17 protein-coding genes are annotated in these 16,002 nt (G+C 47.5%); 7 read left to right on the top strand and 10 right to left on the bottom strand.

Annotated features, from left to right (window positions below):
- Window positions 1-56: 56 nt before the first annotated feature.
- The gene (locus AC5JBY_RS33390) at window positions 57-1,292 is read left to right on the top strand and encodes a right-handed parallel beta-helix repeat-containing protein (RefSeq protein ID WP_495909058.1); all 1,236 of its coding nucleotides are present in this window, start codon (window positions 57-59) and stop codon (window positions 1,290-1,292) included.
- A 48-nt stretch (window positions 1,293-1,340) separates the two neighbouring features.
- On the opposite strand, the gene AC5JBY_RS33385 is transcribed toward AC5JBY_RS33390, so the two are convergent.
- Both AC5JBY_RS33385 and AC5JBY_RS33380 read right to left on the bottom strand, forming a co-directional pair.
- Window positions 1,341-1,766, bottom strand: a complete 426-nt coding sequence (locus AC5JBY_RS33385) for a VOC family protein (protein WP_495909057.1) — start codon at window positions 1,764-1,766, stop codon at window positions 1,341-1,343.
- A 124-nt stretch (window positions 1,767-1,890) separates the two neighbouring features.
- Complete coding sequence (locus AC5JBY_RS33380; protein ID WP_495909056.1) at window positions 1,891-2,667, bottom strand: helix-turn-helix domain-containing protein; 777 nt, start codon at window positions 2,665-2,667, stop codon at window positions 1,891-1,893.
- Window positions 2,668-2,850: 183 nt separating this feature from the next.
- Here AC5JBY_RS33380 and AC5JBY_RS33375 point away from each other — a divergent pair, with 183 nt between their 5' ends.
- A complete protein-coding gene (locus AC5JBY_RS33375; RefSeq protein WP_495909055.1) occupies window positions 2,851-4,422 on the top strand; it encodes a BACON domain-containing protein in 1,572 nt (523 codons plus the stop codon).
- Window positions 4,423-4,461: 39 nt separating this feature from the next.
- Window positions 4,462-5,631, top strand: coding sequence for a DUF2891 domain-containing protein (locus tag AC5JBY_RS33370; protein WP_495909054.1), 1,170 nt, complete (start codon window positions 4,462-4,464; stop codon window positions 5,629-5,631).
- Window positions 5,632-5,640: 9 nt separating this feature from the next.
- Here AC5JBY_RS33370 and AC5JBY_RS33365 read toward each other — a convergent pair whose 3' ends face one another.
- Together AC5JBY_RS33365 and AC5JBY_RS33360 are read right to left on the bottom strand one after the other, a co-directional pair.
- The gene (locus AC5JBY_RS33365) at window positions 5,641-6,048 is read right to left on the bottom strand and encodes a response regulator (protein ID WP_495909053.1); all 408 of its coding nucleotides are present in this window, start codon (window positions 6,046-6,048) and stop codon (window positions 5,641-5,643) included.
- Window positions 6,049-6,125: 77 nt separating this feature from the next.
- Window positions 6,126-6,830, bottom strand: coding sequence for a hypothetical protein (locus tag AC5JBY_RS33360; RefSeq protein WP_495909052.1), 705 nt, complete (start codon window positions 6,828-6,830; stop codon window positions 6,126-6,128).
- A gap of 159 nt (window positions 6,831-6,989) precedes the next feature.
- Here AC5JBY_RS33360 and AC5JBY_RS33355 point away from each other — a divergent pair, with 159 nt between their 5' ends.
- On the top strand, window positions 6,990-7,658 hold the full coding sequence (locus tag AC5JBY_RS33355; protein ID WP_495909051.1) for a dihydrofolate reductase family protein: 669 nt from the start codon (window positions 6,990-6,992) through the stop codon (window positions 7,656-7,658).
- Window positions 7,659-8,060: 402 nt separating this feature from the next.
- Here AC5JBY_RS33355 and AC5JBY_RS33350 read toward each other — a convergent pair whose 3' ends face one another.
- Window positions 8,061-8,603 (bottom strand): hypothetical protein, encoded by a 543-nt coding sequence (locus AC5JBY_RS33350; RefSeq protein ID WP_495909050.1) that lies wholly within the window; start codon window positions 8,601-8,603, stop codon window positions 8,061-8,063.
- Window positions 8,604-8,605: 2 nt separating this feature from the next.
- A complete protein-coding gene (locus tag AC5JBY_RS33345) occupies window positions 8,606-9,094 on the bottom strand; it encodes an RNA polymerase sigma factor (RefSeq protein WP_495909049.1) in 489 nt (162 codons plus the stop codon).
- A 122-nt stretch (window positions 9,095-9,216) separates the two neighbouring features.
- Here AC5JBY_RS33345 and AC5JBY_RS33340 point away from each other — a divergent pair, with 122 nt between their 5' ends.
- The 3 genes from AC5JBY_RS33340 to AC5JBY_RS33330 all read left to right on the top strand — a co-directional run bounded on the left by AC5JBY_RS33340 (window position 9,217) and on the right by AC5JBY_RS33330 (window position 11,269).
- Complete coding sequence (locus AC5JBY_RS33340; RefSeq protein ID WP_495909048.1) at window positions 9,217-9,963, top strand: hypothetical protein; 747 nt, start codon at window positions 9,217-9,219, stop codon at window positions 9,961-9,963.
- A 107-nt stretch (window positions 9,964-10,070) separates the two neighbouring features.
- Complete coding sequence (locus AC5JBY_RS33335) at window positions 10,071-10,577, top strand: DUF2004 domain-containing protein (protein WP_495909047.1); 507 nt, start codon at window positions 10,071-10,073, stop codon at window positions 10,575-10,577.
- 14 nt (window positions 10,578-10,591) lie between these two features.
- A complete protein-coding gene (locus tag AC5JBY_RS33330; RefSeq protein WP_495909046.1) occupies window positions 10,592-11,269 on the top strand; it encodes a hypothetical protein in 678 nt (225 codons plus the stop codon).
- A gap of 9 nt (window positions 11,270-11,278) precedes the next feature.
- Here the strand turns inward: AC5JBY_RS33330 and AC5JBY_RS33325 are convergent, their stop codons facing one another.
- The 4 genes from AC5JBY_RS33325 to AC5JBY_RS33310 form a co-directional block, all read right to left on the bottom strand.
- The gene (locus AC5JBY_RS33325) at window positions 11,279-11,677 is read right to left on the bottom strand and encodes a hypothetical protein (RefSeq protein WP_495909045.1); all 399 of its coding nucleotides are present in this window, start codon (window positions 11,675-11,677) and stop codon (window positions 11,279-11,281) included.
- Window positions 11,678-11,753: 76 nt separating this feature from the next.
- Window positions 11,754-12,191, bottom strand: coding sequence for a hypothetical protein (locus AC5JBY_RS33320; RefSeq protein WP_495909044.1), 438 nt, complete (start codon window positions 12,189-12,191; stop codon window positions 11,754-11,756).
- A 75-nt stretch (window positions 12,192-12,266) separates the two neighbouring features.
- Window positions 12,267-14,633, bottom strand: coding sequence for an ABC transporter permease (locus AC5JBY_RS33315; RefSeq protein ID WP_495909043.1), 2,367 nt, complete (start codon window positions 14,631-14,633; stop codon window positions 12,267-12,269).
- 143 nt (window positions 14,634-14,776) lie between these two features.
- Window positions 14,777-15,985: a DUF4272 domain-containing protein gene (locus tag AC5JBY_RS33310; protein ID WP_495909042.1), complete on the bottom strand. Its 1,209-nt coding sequence runs from the start codon at window positions 15,983-15,985 to the stop codon at window positions 14,777-14,779.
- Window positions 15,986-16,002: the final 17 nt, after the last annotated feature.

Genomic DNA, 16,002 nt, shown 5'->3' with positions numbered 1-16,002 from the left:
ACATCTATATGAGAGGGAGCATAAATTCTTGCTATTTTTAAACAAATTCTTTTCTTATGCGCTCCCTGTTCCTGTTGTTGCTATGTTGGGTAGTAGCTCCGGCCTATGCCCATGTATTGCATACCGGTCATGGACAACTATACCCGGATATTACAGCCGCAGCAAAGAAAGCCAGGCCGGGAGATACCATTCTGGTCCATACAGGCACATATCGTGGTGATCAGGTATTGCAAGGACTACAGGGAACGAAAGACCGCTGGATATATATACTGGCCGAAAAAGATGACGCAGTACTGTTCAGAGGCGGTGCAGTTGCCTGGAAGGCAAGTGATATTGCTTATCTGCACATAGAAGGAATTGTATTTAGCCAACAAACAGACAATGGACTCAATATAGATGATGGAGGAACCTATGATTCGCCGGCACATCACATCGTATTCAGAAATTGTGGCTTTCGTGATATGACTGCTAAAGGCAATAACGACCTGCTTAAACTTTCCGGAGTAGATAATTTCACACTACAGCAATGTACCTTTTTGAACGGCTCCCCGGGAGGCAGTGGTATCGACATGGTCGGTTGCCATGATGGCCTTATTACACAATGCCGCTTTGAGAACATGGGCAGCAATGCCGTGCAGGCAAAAGGAGGCAGCAGCAATATCCGCATCGAAGCCAATACATTTAAGAATGCCGGTAGTAGGTCCATCAACCTGGGAGGTGGCACAGGACTTCCATTCTTCCGGCCTGCTAATGCTACTGAAGAAGCAACCCGGCTAAAAGTGTACAGCAATCTATTCATCGGTTCCGATGTACCGGTGGCATTCGTGGGCTGCACTGATTCGGAAGTTATCAACAATACCATCTATATGCCGGGCCGCTGGGTGCTGCGCATCCTGCAGGAGAATAAAGACACCATTCGCTTTGCAAAGTGCCGCAATAACAGCTTCCGTAATAATGTTGTATACATCAATGACCAGGTCCGCACCGTTTGTAATATAGGTGGAGGTACGATGCCGCAAACTTTCACCTTTTCCAACAACCTGTGGTTTCAGGTGGGCAACAATACCTGGGCCGGGCCACAATTACCTGTTGCCGAAACAGGCACCGTGTTGAACAAAGATCCCCTCTTCAAAGACGCAGCCGCAGAACTTTTTACCCTTCGTCCGCAAAGCCCGGCCGCCGGTTCGGGTGTCGAAACTGCATTGCCGGAGAAGGATCGCTATAGATATACTTTCCGGAAACGACGGAGTATCGGCGCCTTTGAAATATTGCCCGGCGCTGCAGCCCAATGAAAACGGTCACGCTGAGGGTGACCGTTTAACAATATTGCTAAGAATTGTTTACGCATTCTCCAGCGCGGCAATGTCAAACTTCTTCATTTGCATATACGCCTTCATCACGTTCTGCGCTTTGGCGGGGTTACTCAGCAGTTCAGGCAATATTGATGGCACTACCTGCCAGGACACGCCATACTTATCCTTCAGCCAACCACACTGGCTTTCCTGGCCGCCATCGGCAGTAAGCTTGTTCCAATAATGATCGATCTCCTGCTGCGTATCACAATCGATCACGAAAGACACCGCTTCATTGAACTTGAACTGCGGGCCGCCATTCAGGCCCATGAACTTCGTACCGTTCAACTCAAACGTGACCACCATATTATTGTCGGCAGTGATCTTTGCATCTTTAAAAATACCGCAATAGAATTTAGCTGCTTCCTGAGCTTTCCCATCAAACCACAGGCAGGGATAAATTGTCTTTTTCATCATTTTTTGTTTTTATGATTATGATGTAAAACTACTCCGGCAGGAAAGGGGAAAATAGAACGAAAGTGACAAAAAGAAGAACACTGTCACCCTGAATCGCTGTCACCCTGAGCTTGTCGAAGCATCAGATCTCTGAACCTGTGATCAGCTTTTCGTAATCCTTAGGCGTAATGCCGGTAAACTCCTTAAAAGCCCGGATAAAGTGGCTTTGGTCAGCATAGCCTTGCTGGAAAGCGATATCCGACAACTTGCTGAATCGCCTGCTTTGCAACTGCTGAAAAGCGGCATTGAACTGGGCAATACGCCGGTATTGATTGGGCAGGATGCCTATCTGCCTTTCGAACAACCGCATGAAAGTACGCTTGGTAAGGTGCAGCTCGCTGACAGCCATTTCCTCCACCTTCAGGTTGGGATTGCCGGCAATAGCGCGGGTGGCAAAGCTGATCAGCTCCACATCCGTTTTGATCCGCACAGCCAGGCTGTAGATATAATCGTCGATCAGATCCATCATGGCAGCTACGGTGCCCGTGTTCAGTAACTGCTCCTGCAGCTCATTGGCTTTTTTCGATGACAGCAGGTTGAGGTTGACGGGGCTGTCGGTCAGGTCGGCAGGTGAAATACCAAAAAGTGTATGCAGCGCATAAGGCTGAAAAAAATAAGCGATCAGGGTAAAGTCATCCGTAAGCGTCAACGTATCGGGTAATACGGTCTGGCCAAACAAGGTAAGATGATTGGCATTCCCCTGCACTTTGCCCACGCAGGTTTGGAACAGCAGGGTGGGGGTACCGTTGGCATACAGCGGCAGCACGAAAGGATCGGTCACCTTGAAATCTTCGATGACCAGTATCCGTTGTACATATTGCGCCACCCTGTCGGCCGGCTGTGGACTCATGGTTCTCATGACGTTATACAATTGGCAGTACTTCCCAAATACTTGATCTTAGACAAATATAAGATATTGATATCCGTCGTCACCCGGATTGGCCAAATGCTTACCTTTGCGCATCGCCGAGAGCGATTCCCTCCACATATCCCGTGACCCGTTTTTCCCTGATTTAATGCACCCCTAATTGAAAAGAACACCATGACTAAAGTTTTACTGCCTGCCATCATTCTGTTGGTATTGTTCGCCTCCTGTCAAAAAGAATTGGAAGATGTATTACCCGGCGCATACCTTAAAACAGACAGTACCAGTCTTACCTTGAAGGAAACTGCAGGAACAAAAGATTCGTTCCGGATCTCTGCCAACGTTAAGTGGGTCGTTACGATCCTGCCTGCTACGGCCGATTGGTTGAGCGCCAGCGTGACTACGGGCGATGGCAATGCAAAAGTGATCATATCCGTTACAAAGAGCAATACCAGCGATACAATACAGAAAGCTACTATCCTTATCTCTCCTGTAAGCGATACCACAGTGCTGCCGGTAATGATCACCGTGAACCAGCAGAAGCCGGCTGTCCGGATACGGAATGCCTACGGCGGAACCAGATCCGATGATTTCTTCGGGGCAGTAGCCATGGATGATGGCGGATTTATTGCCGTGGGCAGAACCGTCAGCAACGATGGAGATGTAAGCGGACTACATGGCCAGTGGGAAGATGCCTGGATCATACGCATAGCGGCCGATGGCAGTAAGGTATGGCAAAAAGTATTGGGAGGATCCGATCGCGACGGCGCCTATAGGATTATCAAGGCTGCCGATGGCAATTTCTTAGTGTGGGCTGGTGGTCCAAGTACTGATGGTGATTTTGCGCCTGGTGGCGGACAATTTATAATTAAGATCGATGGCAACGGCGCCATTCTCTGGAAAAAACTACTCTTGAGTAAGAATGGCTATGCCATTGACTACCCCAGTAAGATAATACCCGCCGATGGAGGCGGATATATGATGGTTGGGATGAGGCGAAAACCTGGTGGCGACGGTGATGTTTGGGTGGGAAAAATTAATGAAACCGGAGATATGCTTTGGGATAAAGTGTATGGAGGCAGTAGCGCTGATGCAGGTTCAGATATCATGAAGGCATCCGATAATGGGTATATCGTTGTTGGTTTTTCAGCCAGCAATGATATGGATGTCACTGGTCATCGTGGGATGGGTGATGGCTGGGTCCTGAAAATAGATAACGATGGTAATAAGCTGTGGCAAAAAACCTACGGTGGTACAGATGGCGATGATTTTACTTCTATTGCCCCTGCGGCTGATGGAGGATATGTATTGACAGGCATGTCTTATAGTAACGATGGCGATGCAACCGGCGGGTATGGCAATAATAAGGCAGATGTATGGATAGTGAAAATAAATGCTGCCGGTAGCTTTACCTGGCAAAAAAAGTTCGGCGGCTCTAATGAAGATAGGGACCCCTTGATTATTGCTCCTTCCGGTGGAGGATTTATGATAGCATTCGCTACACGCAGCAAAGATGGAGACATAACGGAAACCCAAGGCGGTTTCGCGGATACATGGGTAGTCAGGTTCGACAATAATGGCAATAAGGTATGGCATCGGGCTATGGGCGGCTCTGATGAAGATTATCATGAATTTCTCTTCGAGTATAAACCTGGTAAATTTGTGATAGGAGGGGTTGCCTTCAGCAATGATAAAGATGTGATAGGTCATCATGGTGATGGCGATGGCTGGTTGATGCGTTTTGAATAAAACCGCTAACTTGTCGCCAATCTAAAAATGACTATGCCCATGCAAGCTCGTTGTGCCGTATTGCCTGTAAAGATTTCTGTTACCCTGGTTCGTGTCCGCACGAACCAGTTTGAGAACTTCATGCTGTTGACATTTGCCGTGTTGCTCCTGAACCTGCACCAAGCCGTGGCGCAGGACAGCTTCTATGTACACAGCGGGCAAGCCTTCCGGCTCACGGAAAAAGGCGCTTCCTTCTTTGCAGCCCTGCCGCTGAAATGCATGGACAAGGAATTCCCTTACAAGCCCGGCATCACATTGGTCGATTCATCACTGATAACCAAACCCCGTCAAATACACCCTGCCTTCTTTGGTTGTTTCGACTGGCACTCCAGCGTGCATGGCCACTGGTTGCTGGTGAAGATGCTGAAACAGTTTCCCAATATGCCCGAAGCAGCTATGATCCGCGGCAGACTGGCGGCTCACCTCACGGCAGAGAACATACAACAGGAAATGGTCATCTTCAAAGGCGATAACCTCGGCTTTGAGCGTACCTATGGCTGGGCCTGGTTACTGTACCTCCAAAAAGAGTTGCACACCTGGAACGATCCGCTGGGACGGTCCCTGAGCAGCAACATGCAGCCATTGGCCGAACTGCTGTCGAAAGAATGGGTGAAATACCTCGGCAAGATCGCTTATCCCATCAGAGTGGGGGAGCATACCAACCTTGCCTTCGGACTGGCATTGGGATATGATTATGCCATGGCGTCTAAAGATACTGCCTTGCAGCGCGCCATGAAAGAAACGGCGATGCGCTTCTATTATCGTGATAAAAGCTGTCCTGTGGCCTGGGAGCCGGGTGGTAGTGATTTTCTGAGTCCCTGCCTGGAAGAAGCACGGCTGATGGGCCGCTTGCTGGATAAAGCAGCTTACTGGAAGTGGTTGCAAGGGTTCCTCCCCGAACTGATCAGTAAACCCAAAGAAGTATTCAGCATTGCTGTAGTAAAAGATCGTAACGATGGCAAACTGGCCCACCTCGATGGCCTGAACCTCAGCCGCAGCGCTGCACTCCTCGAGATCGCTTCCCATATACCCGAACAGGCTGCCAAAGCCTTGCGCAGCGAAGCTACCCGCTTCCTGTCGTCAGCCCTGCCACATGTAGCTTCCGGCAGCTATGCGGGAGAACATTGGCTGGCTTCGTTTGCTGTATATGCGCTGGAGGCTGGTAAGTAGACTACCTTATTACTCCCCGGTGTTGCAATAACCCAATAGCTTTTGAGCCATTTGCCGCAAGCCGGATAAGTGCATAGGCTTGATCAGGTAGTCGGTGGCGCCTGCTTTCAGGCTTTCCTCGATATAGGTAGGCGTGTTGGAAGTGCTGACAATTACCTTGGGGATGTTTACGAGACGCTCGCTTTCATTCATCCTGATAATGGCTTCAGCGCCGTTTAAGGCGGGCATATTATAATCCAGTACAATAAGATGGGGCAGATCAGTATCCGGGCAGGCCGATAAATAATTAATGGCCAATACTGCATTTTTAAAAGTAACAGGACTGACGGATGGGTTTAATTCCATGATAGCAGCCTTGATCAGGCGGAGGTCATCCGGGTCGTCTTCGGCGATAAGGATTTGTAAGGATGAAGGCATATAATTGGTTGTAAAGGTAATGCTGGTGGTCCATTATAAGTAAGCAATTTACATGCCGGGGCAGATAAATATAAAACTCATATGTTTTCTTTCCACCACAAGCTAACCTCCCTTGGCGCTTCTTTCTTGTCAAAATGACGGCTAATAAAATCATATTGCGCCTGCGTTAAGAATACGATCCGGCCATCATTGCCCCCCATGATCGGGTAAACCCGTTCGTCGGAATGATGCAAAGCCAGTTGATCGTTCAGCATTTCCACAAAGTTTTTGGTAGCCCAACCCCATATCCGCATGTCATTAGGATCTCCTTTGAAAGCAATGTATTTTTTACCATTTACCACAATAGTATGCTCGGTGGCATCATCGCTAAAATAGTCATTGGACCATTTTAGCGGAATACCCAATTTATCGAAAGTGGGTTTTACTTCCTTTAAATACTCAACAACACCGCCGGCCTCAAACAGTGTTTCTCCATCACAATAATAATAGCGGAGGCAATAGGGAGCATGCGGCGCCTTTTCCGCATTGATGGTAGAAAGTATTTTATATTGATCGTACGCTTCTCTTATGTCTTTCTTAAGTGGGGCAAGATTAGGTTGGTCGGTAAATCTGAAATATCCGAGAGCTTCCAGTGTGTCCACCACTATTTGTCCTGTTACAACGTTTGAATCAACCTGTTGGTGACTTTCAATAGTGGTGTCTTTCTCCTTGTGCCTGGTAAAAAAGAAAATGACAATAGCGATAATTGCCAACGATAGCAAAGTAATAGCAAAAACTTTCATTGGGATAAAAAGGTAAAGTCGAAAACACGCAACAAATAATGGGCCAGTAATACAACTATGGGGCTGGCCGCAAAATTGCCCTTACAATGTCGCCATTACACCGCTTCCTCAACAATGATCGTAGATAGCTTTGTTGTATCAACAAAAACAAATAAAGCCATGAGACAAATAATTGTAACCACGTTTTTAAGTATGGACGGCATATTGCAGGCGCCGGGTGGACCACAGGAAGATACAACGAGTGGATTTAAATACGGTGGCTGGATAGTCCCGTTTGGCGACGATCTGACGAACGAAGCCCTGGGTAAGATTATGTCCACTCCTTTCGATCTCTTGCTGGGCAGGCGTACCTATGAGATATTTGCGGCACATTGGCCCTACCAGCATGACGCGATTGGTGAAAAATTCAATAAGATAGAGAAGTTTGTAGTGTCCACGAAGCAAGTCGATACCTCCTGGATAAATTCGACACTTATTACTGGTGATGTCGTTGAACAATTGAAAAAACTAAAAGCACAGGATGGGCCGAACCTGTTGGTGCATGGCAGTAGCCGGTTAGTACAGACCTTATTAGCCAATCAGCTCGTTGATGAATTACACACCTGGATATACCCGATTACGCTTGGCAAAGGCAAGAAACTGTTTCAGGAAGGTACACAAGCGCAGCAATGGAAACTGACCGGCTCCACGATCTCTACTACCGGCGTCATTGTTGCCAGTTATGTACCCAATGGCAAAGTACAGACAGGTTCCTTTGTACCAGAGAATCCCAGCGAAGCAGAACTCGAACGTAGAGAGAAGTGGGAGAGAGAAGAGCAAAGAAAATAAGTAAGACGTTGCTCAACCCATATTACAGGTGATCATCTGTAAATATGGGTTGTTTACTTATAACAGTGCCCACATGCCTTTCCATGCCCTCTATCGATTGCCTGCCTGATTGTAATGGTATCGATCTTATGGGTACACTGTTGCAGTCCACGACATAACTTGTTATGATAAACATAACTGGTGCCGGAACGGCAAACGTATACTTTGCTTTGGGGAACTATACTGTACCCGGCAATGATAAGAATAAGCAATGCCTTCATGGTTGGGGGGCTTTTGCTTATAACTCTAACAACCCCGTATACATTGTCCCGTGTAAGCTAAGTGCCTTAAATCTTGCTTTAAGTCAAACTGTCGATAAGATGAATTAGGCCCCAATTGCAGAGATTGGTAGTACAAATCCTGCTATGACAGGTCCTTTGCCACTTGTTGCAACTCCCCAATGCGCCTGGCCCATACCTTGTATAAAACAAACAGCTGCACAGCAAAGAACAGCACAATGCCCGCCAGTATCCAGTATTTGGTACTTGTATAGGTGATCGCCATACTAAAGAAAAACAGTAAACATCCTCCCGCCAATCCCCGGCTCAGTACAGAGAATACGGCGTATTGCTTCAGTTTAGTAAGTTGTTGTTGTACGGAAGCGATCAATGTATCGCCCTGTAAACGGCCATTCGCAAGGTGGTAGCCAATGAAGTTATGTACGATGCTTAGTACCAGACCTGCCACCAACAACACATTGGCGATAAATGGCTTTTTGTCGCCATCGAAGATGTCATAATATACCACCAGCAGTGCTGCAAATGCAGCAGATTCAATGATCAGTTGCCGCCTGATGCGCTTTAGTACAGGATGATTGCCCGTCTGTATCATTGACTTGATAGCCCTGCTGCTTTCCCGTTCAGCGGGCATTTGCTGCCAGGCCGATTGTAATGCGTCTTTTGCCATGATTATAATTTTACAAGTTGTTGAATTCTCTTTTTTATACGGTTCAGCTTTGTTCCTATATTGGTTTCAGTAAGCCCGGTGATGGTAGATATCTCCTGGTAGCTTAAACCCTCCAGGTACAACGTGATCAATGCCTTGTCCGCATCATCCAGTTGTTTAAGCGCCCTGAATAATTCTTCCCGTTGTTCTTCCTGCTCCTGTGCTGTTTCCTGTTGGTCGGGTACGTCGGCAGTGTAAGTAATGGCCGGCTTTTTCTTCCGATAGATAGTAATGGCCGTCGTCAGCGCCACCCGGTACATCCAGGTGCTGAATTGTGCTTCACCCCTGAAGCCGGATAGGGATTTCCAGAGCTGGCACACGATCTCCTGGAAAAGGTCTTCCCGGTCCTCCCGCGTATCCCGGTAAAGCCTGCATATTTTATGTATGATGGCCTGATGCTGCTCGATCAACTGCACAAACTGCGCTTCATCCATATTTTCCTTTATTGCCATGATGTGGGTGTTAGTTGCCCCGATCGGTAAAAACTTACAGGAAGGATAAAAATAAACAATGCAACGTTAGTTACTGCTTGATTGTCAAACACAAATAATCAACACCCTGAATTGATCACTACATGCGACTGACACATTCCTTGCTCGTTTTCGGCATCTGCACCCTCTTTTTACTATCCTGTTCAAAAAACAAAGAAGAAGAAACATTCCATCTCAGTACCGGTAAAGTGGAGCTCTGGGCAGGGTTGGACACTGTCCTTGTCATCAACACCCCATCCTCAACAACTAACCTGAGTCCTGCTTATACGGCAGTATCTGCCAATGAGCAGGTGGCCAGTGTGGTAGTACAAGGCAATAACCTGCTCATACATACCAGTCAGCCCGGGTTCACCACCATAGAAGTAAAAGGGCCTGACAAGAAGAGCCGCACCATTAGTGTAAATGCCCGGTCGGTAATAGGAATTTGGCGAAGAGTTATCACCCCTACGGAGGGTATAGTAATGGCAAACGATGTAGACATACAGTGCAGCGACCCGGCTACCGCCACCATGCTGCGCGAACAATTGCTGGAAAAAACAATACAATCCGAAACGATTGTAGAATATGTTTTTTGGCGTGAGGCCAACCTTATATATCAAACAAGGCAGATCGATAAAAAGACCAAAGAAGGAACTTTTTCCTACAGCAATTTCACGCTAACATTAACCGAAAACAATACTACCGAAGTATTCCAGGTGCTTCCACTCAACCTGCGAAAGATAGGCCTGCGGCAAGACCTAACTGAGCGTTTCCGGGCACTTTATCCGGACAAAGGCATTACCCGCGTTGTCCAAACCCGTTATTTCAACGAAGCTGTGCAGCCCGGGTAAGACAATTCTCTTATCAAAGCATAGCCACTTACCCCGATTACCGTAAAACCACTTGAAATTGGTATCAAAAAAGGTGTTACATTGTAATACTTTATAATCTGATAGCGGTGCCTAAGATAAACATCCCTTATTTTACCCCTATTGACCCCTTTAACCTTGAAGAGGATGATGAGCATATTGGCGAACTTATTCTGAGAGGAAAAGAGGTAATGCTCGACATCAATATTGAAGCCCATTGGATAGAGCCCTACAGACTGGAAGCAGTCAAAAAGATGATGGGCCGCCTTGTTTCAATAGATGCCGGCAACAGGCAGCGTCTGTACGAAGAGTATATCGACCCCAATGGCACTATGGTTCGTTACTACCTGCAATACCATCTTGAAAAGATCTGGAGAAAAGCACTCGAACAACTGATAGACTTCAGCAACAAAGAGATCAGTCCTATTGATCAACTCTTCAAGTGCCTGCACCTCGTACGCGTAGGATTCTATCCGCTAAATGAAGATGTGTTTGCCACATTTGATTATTGCCTCGATATCAATGCTACAGAATACATGATTGTCCTGAACTTCAATCTGGAAGGTAATCTGCAGGAAATGACTATGGAACTGTAATAAACCGCTTGCTTATGCGTATGATGATCTGCAATCCATGGCTTTTTTGGACCTGGTTTAACAAACACCACGAAAAATACAAATACCCTTCGCGGCTTACCGGTAAAGAGCGCCTCCATTGGGATCAATTATTACAGAGGGAGGTATACACACTTTGTTTTGAGCATTTATTTGCCGAGGTCATCTGTGATGAACCGGCCGGTCAGGCACGCATGATCATTTCAGCACATGGTAATCCTAAAAAATTTGAGAAGCTGGAATTGTGTATGGAAGCTGCGCCACAAATTGAAGGGTGGGAGTTTCAGGCCTTTTATCCACCTATGCCGGCAGAAGCCGGTTACCGGCATAACTATCCATCAATAACTACCATGCCCGACGAGATCTGGTTTTCTCCGGTAGAGTTGATACCCGATAGCGGAAGATATAATCTTGAATTGTACGTCCACGAAAACGTTCCTGTCTCCTGGGAAATGAAAGGAGCGGCTACCCAAATGATGTTTAACCTGTTGGGCGAAAAAATAGGCGGGCTGTACGTTCGTAAAGTGGCCGTCAACCACCTGGCAGAAGTAGCCCCGGATATTCAGCAAACCCTCGTGCCGATGACGAAGTTGTCTGAGTATATCAAACCCGATGACCGTTTGGGGATGTCGATCGATTCACAGGGAGGCTTCATAAAACCTGGCGGAAAATAAATGAATGCTTCAGACTGCCAGTCTTTTCTTCACAACCTGCAGTCGTTTACGCCAACTGGCCAGTTGACGATTCTCCACAACTGGCATGCCTTTCCGGTCAGTAAGCCCCAGACTTTTTACCAATGCTTTCGCCAGGCGGGCCGTCTTTTTATGGCTACGGAGCCATGCTTGTTGGCTTTCCTGTGCATGACGGGTATGAGCAGCGATAGCTTGTTGAATGATCCGCAACTCTTTCCGGTAATCCTTATCGCGCCGGGTCAATACCATCAACCGGTTATGCGCAACAGCCTCCATAGGCGACTGCTTAATGATGCGTTCATAGATCTCTGCTGCTTCGCTCAGACCACCGATCTCTTCAGAACGTCGTGCTTTCGATAACAAAAAGGGTATGGAGTGTTGCCTGGACATAATACTGTTTTAATATCCGCTGCAACAGTTGTGCCGCAGGTTCATTTAGCAACACCATTCACAAATCATAAACATATCATAGCGCAGTGGGATCATCGCCCAGGTATTTGCCCACAATCCCGATCCGGGCCACGGTCAAATGGCCCAGTTTCGCTGCATCTTCCGGCGTCCATTGCTTCTTTGTGGAAGCGGATTTGTTCCAGTCGAAGTTTTCGAATACATACACCAGCACACTTAATGATCTTATGCCGGCCCGTTCGTACCGGCGCATACCGGCAGAATCGACAAACTTGAAGAGGAGCAGGCTTAACGCCTTATGAGGACCATGCGATTCAGTAAACACTACTTTAATGGGCGCGCCAATTTCTTTTAGTAAAACACGTAGCGGCTTACCGATAAACAAGGAATCGTTGTCTTTCAGCTTTTGTGCGTCATAAGCAGTCTGCATCAATTGACCATAACTGCAAAAAATACTGAGCAGGATAAGAACAACAACAGCCAGAAAATGCTTCATACCATATAGATGCAAAGGGCAGGCTTTTCCACAAAGCCTGCCCTTTGATTATAAAGAGCAATACATGCACGAAAGCTATTCCACTTTCAAACTCACTGCCGGCTTCGTAATGGCCGCTTTCACCGATTCATAACTCACCGTGATCCAGGCGATCACCAATACTGCCATTGAGGCCCCGGCAAATACGGCCCAGTGAATATTGATATGATACGCAAACCCCTGCAGCCATTGATGGATGCCATACCACGATAACGGAATGGCAATGACAATAGCTACCAGGATGAGGCGGGTAAAACCAGTAGACAACATATACACAATGCCCGGCACAGAAGCGCCCAGCACTTTGCGGATACCGATCTCTTTAGTGCGCTGCTCGGCCATGAAAGCAGAAAGGCCATACAAGCCAAGACAGGAAATGAAAATAGCCAGGATGGCAAACAGGTTGAAGATGTTGCCCATCTTTTGCTCTCCCTTGTATAAATTATCCAGGTCTTTATCCAAAAAATTATACGAAAAAGGATACGCCGGGTTGAGGTTAGTATAGATCTTCGACAGCTGTTGGATGGTTGCTTCCGTTTTGCCGGGAGCAGTGCGCACCACCACGATGCCGCCATACCTGTTTGTTTTCAATACCAGCGGCTCCATAGCGTATTGAAGCGGTTTGAAATTAAAGTTCTTCACCACGCCGATGATCGTTCCCTTCTGGTCTCCAAAGTCAAGCGCCTTGCCCACCACATTGCCGGTATTGAATCCCATTACCTGCATCATCTTTTCATTGATCACAAAATTGGAAGAGTCGCCCGTAAAGTCGGTTGCAAAATGACGGCCGGTAAGCAGCTGTACTTTGAAGATATCAGTAAAGTGCTCGTCCACATCCAGGGAGGGGATTACCACTTGCGCGTTTGGATCTTTCCCTTCCCATGTTACATCGACCGTTCCGCTGATGAGCGCGGTAGGCAGGTCGGAGATGACACTGTAATCACTGGTGAGCGGCGATTGCTGCAACGCACTTTTCAATGCCTGCTGTTTGCCCCACACTTCGCCGGTCATGGCCACATACAACAGGTTCGATTTATCAAAACCAAGATTTTTCTTTTTGATGAACTGCAATTGCTGGTATACGAAGGCCGTACCCACCAACAGTACGATGGCTACTGCAAATTGTGTAACCACCAGACCATTGCGGAAGTAGCGGTTGCCACTGCCGAGGCGCAGTTTTCCTTTCAACACTTTCACCGGTGCAAAGCCGGATAATAACAGGGCTGGGTAGCTGCCGGCCACCAATCCGGTTGCCAATGCGATACCCAGCAATACGGCAAGCGGTTTACCATCCAGCAGGTGCAGACTCAGTTCTTTTTCGGCCAGTGCATTGAAGGCAGGTAGCGTAACGTATACGATTAGCAGGGCGAGCAATAATGACAACACAGCCATGATCATAGCTTCACCCAGGAACTGAAAGATTAGCTGATAGCGGGAAGCGCCCACTACCTTGCGCAAGCCTACCTCCTTCGCCCGGTTGGCTGAGCGGGCAGTGGCAAGGTTCATAAAGTTGATACAGGCCACTGCAATGATGAAAATAGCCGCCAGGAAAAAGATACGTACATACTGGCTGTTACCATGACCCGGCAGATCGATCTGCAGGTCAGAGTGCAGGTGAATATCAGTCAGCGGTTGCAACGTGAAAGCGATCTTTGCTTCTTTACCCTGGCTTTTGTGCCATATTTCCTGAACACGTTTGGTAATGCCGGGCACCGCAGCAGCAGTTACGTTTGGATCGAGCTTGAGATAAGTATAGAAATTAAAAGAGCCCCATCTCTTTCTTTTCAGGTCGCCATCAGTTCTGGCCAGGTACGACATGGGCAATAGCACATCGAACTGCAGATGCGATTGAGAAGGCAGCTTGGCGAAAACGCCTCGTACCACAAATTGATCCTGGTTGTTCATGCGGATCATCTTGCCCATGGGATTTTCCTTGCCGAAATATTTTTGTGCCGTGGCCTCCGTGAGCAGGATGCCATCGGGTTGTTGCAAGGCAGTAGCAGCATTGCCACGAACCAGCGGGAAAGAAAACTCCTGTAGAAAGTTGGAATCGGCATAAAAGCAGTTCTTCTCTTCAAACTTGCGGTCGGCCCCGGTTTCCAGCAGGCAGGTGAATGGCTTACTGAGGCGGACCACCGATTGGATCTCCCGTATTTGCGATTGCAATCCTTCGCCCATGCCAGCAGGACTAACTGCCGCTTTAAAATCACCCGCAGCAGCGGTGAGGCGGTACATTTTTCCGGCATTGGTGTGGAACTGATCATAACCCGTTTCATGCTGTACCCACAACAGGATAAGAATACAGCAGGCCATACCGATGGCCAGACCGGCAATGTTCAGCGAGGAATAAACCTTATGACGGACAATGTTCCGTAAAGCGATCTTCAGGTAGTTTTTAAACATGGCTTATAGGATGTGCAGATAAACCATCCAACTAAAGGCCATTTTTCTATCCCCTTGTAAATCAGTAGATATGCAAATGCTTCCTAACCGGTTACTGTGCGGTTTCGGTACAGGTAGTGTGCGGTGATAGTCAATGCATAAAGCTATGTATCGGTACTTACATCATCCCATTCCTGACCCATATAGTTGGTTAGCCAGTTCAGGGCATAATGCCGTTCGTAAACAATACTGCTGTTGATGTTGCCGCCCGGTTGTTGCCGGGTAAGTCTTGCCTGCACACAAGCCCAGTGCATACGGTAAGTTTTGTCCAACTCATCCAGTATTTCAGGTGTGCTGCGCACAACAGCCTTGCTTGCAAACGCTTCTCTGGTCTGACGGATGACCAATCCCACGAGCGTCGACACATCGCAGATATTTGAGGGGTAGGGAAGTGTTTCAACAAGCCCCAACGCCCATAAGAGTACTTGCAGACTTTCATATCGCCAGGTAGCATTGGCTTTTTCCTGGTCGGTAAGTTCAGGAGCAGCATAAATGCGCGCCTCTTCCGGCGATAGTCCGTTGATGGACAGGTCGGTTTTCACTTTCTCCAAATGTTCAGTGGGAACTCCTTCGCCTTTGGCCGCCAACAGCGTAAGCGCATATGCCCGTTCGATAATATCCTGTTTGCTCCTGACCCTTGCTGTATCCTGAGCGTCTACAAAAGGCAAATGAGCGTTGATTAAAATAGCATGTTCAGTAAGGAAATCTTCTGAACGTTTTTTCCTTTCCTGTTGCTCAGGAGAAGCAGGCTGCTGATCATCAAAATACTGGGCGTTGATGGTCACGTTCACCTTTCCATTGCCAGTATGGCCATGAATATCTAGTATCAGATTGCCTTCCTTGTCGAGGAAATGCTGTACCGGCGACTTACTAATGGAGGCAGCAGCTTGTGCAAAAATAAAAGCGTCGTAAGTCTGAGCGAGCTCAAATAATAATATCCTGAAGTCTTCTGTCAATTTGGGCGTGGCCATCAATGACAGTTCAGCATTGATCGTTTCAATTTTATTCAGCAACATGGATTGAAGCTGTGCATCCTGGGCTGGCAGGGAAGCCACATAATTGAACATGCCCTGCAGTTGCTGCCCCACCGGACAATTCGCATCACGCAAATGATAAGAGGGCTGCTCTCTTTCCCGGTAGCTCACTTTCAGGCTCTCTTTTCGTGTAAGAAAACCGCCTTTAAGCTCTACGAGCATGCCCCGCGAGCCGTTTTCCTGAAATGGGTGCAAAGTAGCTTTGGGAAAAGCCTGTTTCACCCCGGCCATAATGCCATCATAATCGGGTGTATGAAAGTATAGGGTAAAAATTTGCATGCAAGGCGATTAAGGAG

Source organism: Paraflavitalea sp., from assembly GCF_059502485.1.
This window is presented reverse-complemented; position numbering and strand designations above follow the sequence as displayed.